Here is a 9,076-nt window from a genome sequence, read left to right as displayed (position 1 = left end):
AGCCCCGCGCGCTTTCAACCGAACCGATTTCGGTATCGCCCCCGCCGATCCGCGCCTGGGCAGGCGCGGCCTGCGCGGCGATGCCCGCGAACAGGGCCAGAAGGGCAAGCAGAATACGGTTCATGGCAAACGATATAGTCACGCGTATCAGCGGCGTCCAGTGTAACGGCGGTGGCATCCCCCACACCGGCCTGCACAGCGGCAAGTCGCGGGCTTGATATTTGCCCGGCCAATTGGTGTAAGCGTTCGGGATCACAGGGGGGTAATTGCGATGAACGACACTGCCACGGCGCCGGCGACTCCTGCCGCGCAGGTCCACCCCCAGCGACTGAGCCAGCTTGACGGGCTGCGCGGCCTGGCCGCGATCGTGATCATGCTCTACCACCTCGCCGCAGTCTATCACACCCACGGCCCTTTCACGCGCGGCTACCTGTTCGTCGACCTGTTCTTCCTGCTCAGCGGCTTCGTGCTGGCGGTCTCGACCGAAAAGAAGCTCAACGCCGGGATCGGGGCGTTCGAATTCACCCGGGCGCGGTTCGTGCGGCTCTGGCCGCTGGTGGCGGTGGGCGCGGGCGTGGCCGTGGTGCGCGCCTTTGTGATCGGCATGGCCGACCCGCTGACCCTGCTGTGGTGGCTGGCGCTGGATCTGGCGATGATCCCGGCGCTCAGCGGCACCGGGCCGTTCTACCGCTTCAATGGTCCACAATGGACGCTGTTCTATGAACTGCTGGCGAACTTCCTCCACGCGCTGCTGCTGCGCCGCGTGCCGACGCGCTGGTTGCCTGTGTTGGCGCTGATCCTCGGGGTCTGGCTGGCCTATACGGTAAACCTGCACGGCGGAGACACGATGGGGGTCAGCGCGCCCAACTGGAAGACGTGGTGGATGGGACTGCCGCGGGTCGGCTGGTCCTATGTCGTCGGGGTCTGGCTTGGCCGGATCTACAAGCAGGGGCTGCGCAGCCCAGGCTTGCCGTGGTGGCTGGCGCTGCTGGTGCCGATCGCCGGAATCATGGCGGTGCCTTACCTGCCGCTCGGCCACGTCGCGGGCGATCTCGTTTTCGTGATCCCGTTCCTGCCCGCCGCTGCCTGGCTGGTGGCTATGTCGCAGCCGCCCAAGGCGATGGGGCCGGCGCTGGAATGGCTGGGGAGCTATTCGCTGCCGCTCTATTGCGTCCACCTGACAGTGCTGGTTTCGGTCTCGGAACTGCTGGGCCGCGCCGGTTGCGTCCAGGCCGTGGCAGTGGTTGCCGCGATGGTGCTGGCCTATGTCTTCTCGCGGCTGGTGTCCTTCGCTAACAAGCCGCTGCAACCCAAGGCTGCACCCGCCGCCTGACAGGCCGCTCCAGGCAACAAAACCAAACGCCGCACCTGCGCGGGGCAGATGCGGCGTCGATCTTGTGCAGGGCCGAGAGGCTACGGCCCAACCCGAAGGTGCGTCTTAGTTGACGGCGTCCTTGAGGCCCTTGCCGGCCTTGAACTTCGGCTGAGCCGAAGCCTTGATCTTCATCGGTTCGCCGGTGCGCGGGTTGCGGCCGGTCGAAGCCTTGCGCTTGGCAACTGAGAAGGTGCCAAAGCCAACCAGACGGACTTCATCGCCCGACTTGAGGGCGCCGGTGATCGCGTCGAAAACGCCTTCAACAGCCTTGGTAGCATCGCTCTTGGTAAGGCCGCTGGATTCGGCGACGGCGCTGATCAGATCGTTCTTGTTCATTGTGGGAACCCCCTACCTTTCGTGAATTCGGTGGTGTGTTTTGATTCGCCTCTAAAAGGTCGGTGGACATGACCGACTTTTCCGGGACCTGTCAAAGCGAAAGCGCAGGAATCACGGCTGATTATCCACGTTTTTCCGCCATTTTCGACGAACCGAGCGGCAATCGGCGACCAGCAGCAAGGATGGTGCGGCGCAGCATCCCGGGGAAACCCCGATTCGCTGCGCCGCAACACGAATCAATGCGCCGTGGCGGAACCCACTCCCGGCGCCGGAACGGCCGCTCCGGGCTGGCTGGCAAGGTCGTCCGCCTCGCTCCATTCGATCGCTTCGAGCGGCTGGGTCAGCGCCCGCGCCAGCACTTCGTCGACATGGGACACGGGCACGATTTCCAGCCCCTCGCGCACGTTCGCCGGGATCTCGGCGAGGTCCTTGCGGTTCTCTTCCGGGATGAGCACGGTCTTGATCCCGCCGCGCAGCGCCGCAAGCAGCTTTTCCTTGAGCCCGCCGATCGCCAGCACGCGGCCGCGCAGCGTCACCTCGCCGGTCATGGCGATGTCCTTGCGCACCGGGATGCCGGTCAGGGTCGAGACGATCGAGGTGACCATGCCGATCCCGGCCGATGGGCCATCCTTGGGCACCGCCCCTTCGGGCAAGTGGATGTGGATGTCCTTGCGGGCAATGAACGAAGGCTTGATCCCGTAAGCGGGCGAACGCGCGCGCACGAAGCTGAAGGCCGCCTGCACGCTTTCGTTCATCACTTCGCCGAGCTTGCCGGTGGTCTTGACCATGCCCTTGCCGGGCACCGTGACGCTCTCGATGGTCAGTAGCTCGCCGCCGACCTCGGTCCAGGCCAGGCCCGTGACGGCGCCAACCTGATGCTCGTCCTCGGCCACGCCATAGCGGTATTTGCGCACCCCGGCGAAGTCACCAAGGTTTTCCGGCGTGATCGTGACCGATTTGGTCTTGCCTTCGAGTATCTGACGCAGGCTCTTGCGCGCCAGCCGTGCGATCTCGCGCTCCAGCGTGCGCACGCCAGCCTCGCGGGTGTAGTACCGGATCAGGTCGCGCAGCGCGGCCTGTTCCAGCACGAACTCACCCTTCTTCAGCCCATGTGCCTCGACCTGCTTGGCCACCAGGTGACGTTCGGCGATCTCGACCTTCTCGTCCTCGGTGTAACCTTCGAGCCGGATGATCTCCATGCGGTCGAGCAGCGGCTGCGGCAGGTTGAGGCTGTTCGCGGTGCACACGAACATCACGTCCGACAGGTCATAGTCCAGCTCAAGGTAGTGATCCTGGAACTTGGCGTTCTGTTCCGGATCGAGCACTTCGAGCAGGGCCGAGGCCGGATCGCCGCGGAAGTCCTGCCCCAGCTTGTCGATCTCATCCAGCAGGAACAGCGGATTGCTGGTTCCGGCCTTGCGCAGGTTGGCCACGATCTTGCCGGGCATCGAGCCGATGTAGGTGCGGCGGTGGCCGCGAATTTCGGCCTCGTCGCGCACGCCGCCCAGCGACTGGCGGATGAATTCGCGCCCCGTCGCCTTGGCGATCGACTTGCCCAGCGAAGTCTTGCCCACGCCCGGCGGGCCGACGAGGCACAGGATCGGCCCCTTCAGCTTGTTGGTGCGGGCCTGCACGGCCAGATACTCGACGATCCGGTCCTTGACCTTGTCGAGCGCGTAGTGATCGGCATCAAGCACGGCCTGCGCCGCGCCGATATCCTTCTTGAGCTTCGACTTCTTGCCCCACGGCAGGCCGAGCAGCACGTCGAGGTAGTTGCGGATGACTGTCGCCTCTGCGCTCATCGGCTGCATGGTCTTGAGCTTCTTGAGCTCGGCCGTGGCCTTGGCGCTAGCTTCCTTCGACAGCTTGAGCTTGTCGATCTTGTCCTGCAGCTCGGCGATCTCGTTGGCTTCCTCGCCATCGCCGCCGCCCAGTTCCGACTGGATCGCCTTCAATTGTTCGTTGAGGTAATATTCGCGCTGGGTCTTTTCCATCTGGCGCTTCACGCGGCCACGGATCTTGCGCTCGACCTGGAGCACGCCCAGCTCGCCTTCCATGAAGGAATGGACCATTTCAAGCCGCTTGAGCGGATCGGGTTCCGACAGGATGGCCTGCTTGTCGGCAACCTTGGCTTGCACGTGGGCGGCAACGCCATCGGCCAGGAGCGCCGCATCGACGATCTCACCCAGGTTCTCGCCCGCGTCCTGCGGCAGCTTCTTGTTGAGCTTGGCATATTCGGCAAAGGTATCGACGACGCTGCGCATCATGCCCGCAACCTCGGTGCCCGAAACGCTGATCGTATCGAGCTTTTCGACCGCGGCGACAGCCATGTCGCCGGCGCTGCCGGGTTCGATCCGCAGGTTTTCAAGCCGGGCGCGGTCCTTGGCTTCGACCAGCACGCGCACGGTGCCATCGGGCAGTTTCAGCAGCTGCAGCACGGTGGCGATCACGCCGACATCGTAGAGGTCGTCGCGGTCGGGATCGTCGCAGCCGGGATCGAGCTGCGCGAGCAGGAAGATGTCCTTGTCGCCCGTCATCGCCGCTTCCAGCGCGGCAACCGACTTTTCGCGGCCGACAAACAGGGGAACAACCATGCCGGGGAACACGACAATGTCGCGCAGCGGCAGGAGGGGGAGCAAGGTGGTCATATTAGTCCGTCCAATCCGGCGCCTGATAGCACCGTCCGGGTGAATCCCGGCTTTGGGACCAGATATGGGATTGCCCCGCCCGCTCTGCAATGGGGCGAAGCGGCGCACCTGTGGATGGGTGATTGCCAAGACGCCTACCGCCCCGCAAAGTAGGCGCACCATTTTCTGCCGGGGACCCAATTCATGCGCAAACTGACCAAATCCTTGCTTGCTGCCGCTTTGCTGTCGGGCGTCACCGCACTGAGCGTGCCGGCGCTCTCCGAGACGAATGACGAGCCGCAGCAGACCGTGATCACCGCCGCGCGCTATCTTGACGTGACAACCGGCAAATATATCGAACACCCCGCGATCTTCGTCGGCGCCGATGGTCGGATCACCAGCATTGCCGATGCGCGCACGGTGCGCTGGGGGGCGAACGTCAAGCACATCGACATGGGCAGCAAGACCCTGCTGCCGGGCTTGATCGACATGCATGTCCACCTTGATAGCCCGGCCGACATCGGCGGCTATCGCAGCCTCGAATATACCGACAGCTTCTTTTCGATGACCGCCGTCACCAACGGGCGGGCAATGCTGGATGCCGGGTTCACGACAGTGCGCAACGTCGGCTCGGCCAACCGCAACGACATCGGCCTGATGCAGGCGGTGAACGGCGGCTATGTGACGGGTCCGCGCATCGTTGCGGCGGGCTATGCGCTGGGCAGCACCGGCGGGCACTGCGACCAGACCGGCCTGCCGCCCTCGATGGAACTGCCCGGCAAGATGGAAGGCGTGGGCGATACGCCCGACGAGCTGCGCTATCAGGTGCGCCGCCAGCGCAAGTATGGCGCCACCGTGATCAAGGTCTGCGCCACGGGCGGCGTGTTCTCGCACAACACCGAACCGGGTCAGCAGCAGCTATCCCTGCCCGAACTGACCGCGATTGCCGACGAAGCGCACATGTGGGGCCTGCGAGTTGCCGCCCACGCCCACGGCGCGGCGGGGATCAAGGCCGCGATCAATGGCGGTATCGACACGATCGAGCACGCCAGCCTGGTCGATGACGAAGGCATCAAGCTTGCCGTGCAGCGCCAGCGCCCGGTGTGGTTCTCGATGGACATCTACAACACCGACTACACCCAGGCCGAGGGCAAGAAGAACGGCGTCCTCGAAGACAACCTGCGCAAGGACCGCGAAATCGGCGAGATCCAGCGCGACAACTTCCGCAAGGCGTTCAAGGCCGGAGTGCGGATGGTGTTCGGATCGGACGCCGGGGTGATGCCGCACGGCCTGGTTGGCAGGCAGTTCTACGTCATGGTCACCTATGGCATGACCCCGCTCGACGCGATCCGCGCGGCCACGCTCAACGCCGCCCAGGCGCTCGGCTGGGAGAAGGACGTCGGCGTGATTGCCGTCGGCCACTATGCCGACCTGATCGCGCTCGACGGCGATCCGCTGGCCAATGTGCGCGAACTGGAAAGCGTCGACGGCGTGATCAAGGGCGGCGTGGTGATCGAGCGGGCGCGCTAGGGCGCCCGCCGGTCAACCTCACATCCCCGGCAGCTTGAAGCCCGGCGGCAGGCCCATGCCGGCCTGCATGCGCGACATTTCCTCGCCGGCGACGGCATCGGCCTTGGCCCGCGCGTCGTTATAGGCCGCCGCGATCAGGTCTTCGACGATGCCCTTTTCGGATGGGGTCATCAGGCTGTCGTCGATGGACACGCCGATCACGCGGCCCTTGGCCGAGCAACGGATCTTGACGAGGCCGCCGCCCGCCACGCCCTCAACCTCGATCGCGTCGAGCTTGGCCTGGCTTTCGGTCATCTGCTTCTGGATGGTCTCAGCGGCGGCTTGCGCGGCCTTGATCATCTCTTCCATCGACTTCACGGGTTCACCTCCTGCTGGGCGCGCAGCTCAGGCGCGCCGGTTCCACGATTTGCCGCCCTGCCCGACCACGCGGGCCTCGGCGGCTTCGTCAATCAGTTCGGCCTTGGGGAAGGCGGCAAAGGCGGCTTCGACCAAGGGATCGCGCAGCAGCGCGGCGCGGTCGGCCTCCTTGGCGGCCTCCACTTCCTCGCGCAGGCTTGGCCGCGCTTCGCCTTCGCCAGCGCCAGTGCGCAAGTTCAATTGCCAGCGCTCGCCCGTCGCGCGCAGCAGCGCCTCGCGGATTTCGGCAGACGGATCGCCCGGATAACCCGGCGTCAGCGCATAGGTCAGCTCAAGCGGCTTAAGCTCGATCACCCGCACCCAATCGTGCATGATCTGCGCAATCCGCAGCTGGCCCGAATGATCGACCCGGTCGACCAGCCCCTTCCAGTCCGGCCCGGCCTGTGCGGCGGGAGCCGCCTCGGCAGCCGGAGCCGCGCCGCCCGGCGTGGCAGCCACGGTCACGCCATTGGCGACCATGTCTTCCAGCTTGCGCACCAGCGCGCCCGGATCGGGCATGTCGCTGGCGTGAAGCACGCGCAGCAGCGCCATCTTGGCCGCAACCAGCGGATCGGGGGCGCCGCGCACCTCGTCATGGCCCTTGAGCAGCAATTGCCACAGCCGGTGGAGCTGCCCGGCGGTCAGCCGCGCGGCCCAGTCGTCGATTTCGGCGCGCTCTTCGGCGGAAATCGCGTCGGCCCCGCTCTTGCCCAGCTGCGCCACGGTGATCCGGTGGGTCAGCTCCATCGCCGAACGCATCAGCGCCAGCGGTTCCACCCCCAGCGAGAATTGCTGGTCGATCATGTCGAGCAGGCCCGCCCCATCGCCCGCCAGCATCGCGGCAAACAGACGGCGCTGGGCAGACTTGTCGGCCAGCCCCAGCATGTCGCGCACCTGCTCGGCGGTGACGCGCCCTTCCCCGCCCAAATCCGCATGGGCAATCGCCTGGTCGAGGATCGACAGCCCGTCGCGCACCGATCCCTCGGCGGCAGCGGAAACCATCGACAGCGCCTCGTCCTCGGCGCTCACGCTTTCCGCCGCGCAGACGCGGGCGAAATGCTCGGCCAGCATTGGCGTGGGAATGCGGCGCAGGTCAAACCGCTGGCAGCGTGACAGGACCGTCACCGGCAGCTTGTCCACCTCGGTCGTCGCGAACAGGAACTTCACGTGCGCCGGCGGCTCTTCCAGCGTCTTGAGCAGCGCGTTGAACGCATTGCGCGAGAGCATGTGGACTTCGTCGATGATGTAGATCTTGTAGCGTGCCGAAACCGCGGAATAGCGCACCGCCTCGATAATTTCGCGCACGTCGTCGACGCCGGTGTGGCTGGCGGCGTCCATTTCGATCACGTCGATGTGGCGGCCTTCCGCAATCGCGGTGCAGGGTTCGCACACCCCGCATGGGTCGATCGTCGGCCCGCCCTGCCCGTCCGGCCCGACGCAGTTGAGCGCCTTGGCGATCAGCCGCGCGGTCGAGGTCTTGCCCACCCCGCGCACCCCGGTCATCAGGAAGGCGTGGGCCAGCCGGTCGCGCTTGATCGCATTGCCCAGCGTCTGGACCATCGCGTCCTGCCCGATCAGCTCGGCAAAGGTCTGCGGGCGGTACTTGCGGGCGAGCACGCGATAGGGCTGCGCGGCAGCCGCCGGGACGGCGACTGGCGGAGGCGCAGGAGCCGCCACTGGCGCGGGCGCGGGTTCACCGAACATCGAGGACTGCCCCGCCGCTTCCAACTCGGCCGCGCTGGGGGCGTCGTCGTCCTCGGGCTCGTTGCCGAAAATGTCGGGTGAATCGTCCATCGCTGCCTAGGTAAGCGCTGGCGCGGCAAAAGCAAAGCTGGCGGGAGTGGTTGTCCGGAGCTGTGAAGCCAGTTCCGAACCTTGAAAAAGGAGCCGGCCGACCCGCCGCAATCCGTTGTGGCTGCTTCCTTCCGGACCTGACCAGATTGGCGAACGCAAACGTCCGACCGACTCCCGGGCGGCCATATGGCGGCCTTGTCGCGTTTGCGCAAGTCTGTGACGGCGAATCGACGCTATGAGGGGGTATCGCGCCGCTTGGCGCGGGTCAAAAGGGCCTTATCCCTTCCCCGGGATTGGCTGGAGCGGGCACGCCGGTTGCTTCACAGCGCGACCCAGGCATTCGGTGGGTCCGCTCCTTTCCCAGCCTTATCGAAGCTGCCCACCCCGCTGCGACTAGCCGCGCCTGCGGCACAGCAAGTCGCGCTCCCCTCCCGCTTGCGGGAGGGGTAGGGGGTGGGTCTTCAATCTCGAAGAAACTTACCTGAAGTTATCCGCGTAGGCCTGGATCTTCAGACGGCGCGGCGGCGTGGCATGAACCACGGCCTCGATCCCGTACTTGTCGGCATAGGCCTGGGCTTCGGCCTGGCTGTCGAACTTCAGCACGACCTGCACCTGCGTGTCGCCCGAACCGGTCCAGCCCATCAACGGGTCGGCGCGGCGCGCTTCGGATGGCGCGAATTCGAGGATCCACTGGCCAAGCAGGGCCTTGCCAGACTGCATGGCGTTCTTCGGGCGCTGATAGATACGTGCGGACATGGGCAGCAGCCCTGCGTCGAATCGCGGCGGGAATCAAGGGGGACTTGCGGCTTTCGCCCACTCCATTCGCCCCCAGGACTTGGAATGGAAGACAGTACGAACCGCAAAGCCAGTTCTTCCGGCAGCTATCAGGGCATTTCAATCGAAAGCGGACGTTCCGGAAACGACAACATTGCGGACCTACTGGGCCTGTGGCAGGTAACTCCAAAAGCGAGAGGTGGCGTCAGGACTTCGGAGCGCATTCAGTGGCAGAAAAAGCATA

7 protein-coding genes and 1 other RNA gene are annotated in these 9,076 nt (G+C 65.5%); 2 read left to right on the top strand and 6 right to left on the bottom strand.

Going from position 1 to position 9,076, the window contains the following annotated elements; translation table 11 throughout:
- Positions 1–271: 271 nt before the first annotated feature.
- Positions 272–1,333 carry an acyltransferase family protein gene (locus tag ACE3SN_RS14850; protein WP_374531295.1) on the top strand — a complete coding sequence of 354 codons (1,062 nt, stop codon included), beginning with the start codon at positions 272–274 and terminating at the stop codon, positions 1,331–1,333.
- Between the two features lie 105 nt (positions 1,334–1,438).
- On the opposite strand, the gene ACE3SN_RS14845 is transcribed toward ACE3SN_RS14850, so the two are convergent.
- Together ACE3SN_RS14845 and lon are read right to left on the bottom strand one after the other, a co-directional pair.
- Entirely contained in the window at positions 1,439–1,711 is a 273-nt protein-coding gene (locus ACE3SN_RS14845) for an HU family DNA-binding protein (RefSeq protein ID WP_374531293.1), read from the bottom strand.
- A gap of 236 nt (positions 1,712–1,947) precedes the next feature.
- Entirely contained in the window at positions 1,948–4,359 is a 2,412-nt protein-coding gene (gene lon, locus ACE3SN_RS14840) for an endopeptidase La (protein WP_374531291.1), read from the bottom strand.
- 183 nt (positions 4,360–4,542) lie between these two features.
- Here lon and ACE3SN_RS14835 point away from each other — a divergent pair, with 183 nt between their 5' ends.
- Positions 4,543–5,868, top strand: a complete 1,326-nt coding sequence (locus ACE3SN_RS14835) for an amidohydrolase family protein (RefSeq protein WP_374531289.1) — start codon at positions 4,543–4,545, stop codon at positions 5,866–5,868.
- Positions 5,869–5,886: 18 nt separating this feature from the next.
- On the opposite strand, the gene ACE3SN_RS14830 is transcribed toward ACE3SN_RS14835, so the two are convergent.
- From ACE3SN_RS14830 to ACE3SN_RS14815, 4 genes are all read right to left on the bottom strand, one after another.
- Entirely contained in the window at positions 5,887–6,225 is a 339-nt protein-coding gene (locus ACE3SN_RS14830) for a YbaB/EbfC family nucleoid-associated protein (RefSeq protein ID WP_374531287.1), read from the bottom strand.
- Positions 6,226–6,252: 27 nt separating this feature from the next.
- On the bottom strand, positions 6,253–8,058 hold the full coding sequence (locus ACE3SN_RS14825; RefSeq protein ID WP_374531286.1) for a DNA polymerase III subunit gamma/tau: 1,806 nt from the start codon (positions 8,056–8,058) through the stop codon (positions 6,253–6,255).
- Positions 8,059–8,141: 83 nt separating this feature from the next.
- Positions 8,142–8,236, bottom strand: an RNA gene (gene ffs / locus ACE3SN_RS14820) — signal recognition particle sRNA small type.
- Positions 8,237–8,535: 299 nt separating this feature from the next.
- The gene (locus ACE3SN_RS14815; protein ID WP_374531284.1) at positions 8,536–8,814 is read right to left on the bottom strand and encodes an ETC complex I subunit; all 279 of its coding nucleotides are present in this window, start codon (positions 8,812–8,814) and stop codon (positions 8,536–8,538) included.
- Between the last annotated feature and the right edge of the window lie 262 nt (positions 8,815–9,076).

The sequence above is a fragment of the Novosphingobium sp. genome, from assembly GCF_041915465.1.
Classification (GTDB): Bacteria; Pseudomonadota; Alphaproteobacteria; order Sphingomonadales; family Sphingomonadaceae; genus Novosphingobium.
Note: the sequence above shows the minus strand (reverse complement) of the source record. Positions and strands in the feature narration are given on the sequence as shown.

Excerpts from the sequence above, each read along its gene's own strand:
- ACE3SN_RS14825 (WP_374531286.1), bottom strand. The coding sequence starts at position 8,058 with ATGGACGATTCACCCGACATTTTCGGCAACGAGCCCGAGGACGACGAC.
- ACE3SN_RS14850 (WP_374531295.1), top strand. The coding sequence starts at position 272 with ATGAACGACACTGCCACGGCGCCGGCGACTCCTGCCGCGCAGGTCCAC.
- ACE3SN_RS14845 (WP_374531293.1), bottom strand. The coding sequence starts at position 1,711 with ATGAACAAGAACGATCTGATCAGCGCCGTCGCCGAATCCAGCGGCCTT.
- lon (WP_374531291.1), bottom strand. The coding sequence starts at position 4,359 with ATGACCACCTTGCTCCCCCTCCTGCCGCTGCGCGACATTGTCGTGTTC.
- ACE3SN_RS14815 (WP_374531284.1), bottom strand. The coding sequence starts at position 8,814 with ATGTCCGCACGTATCTATCAGCGCCCGAAGAACGCCATGCAGTCTGGC.
- ACE3SN_RS14835 (WP_374531289.1), top strand. The coding sequence starts at position 4,543 with ATGCGCAAACTGACCAAATCCTTGCTTGCTGCCGCTTTGCTGTCGGGC.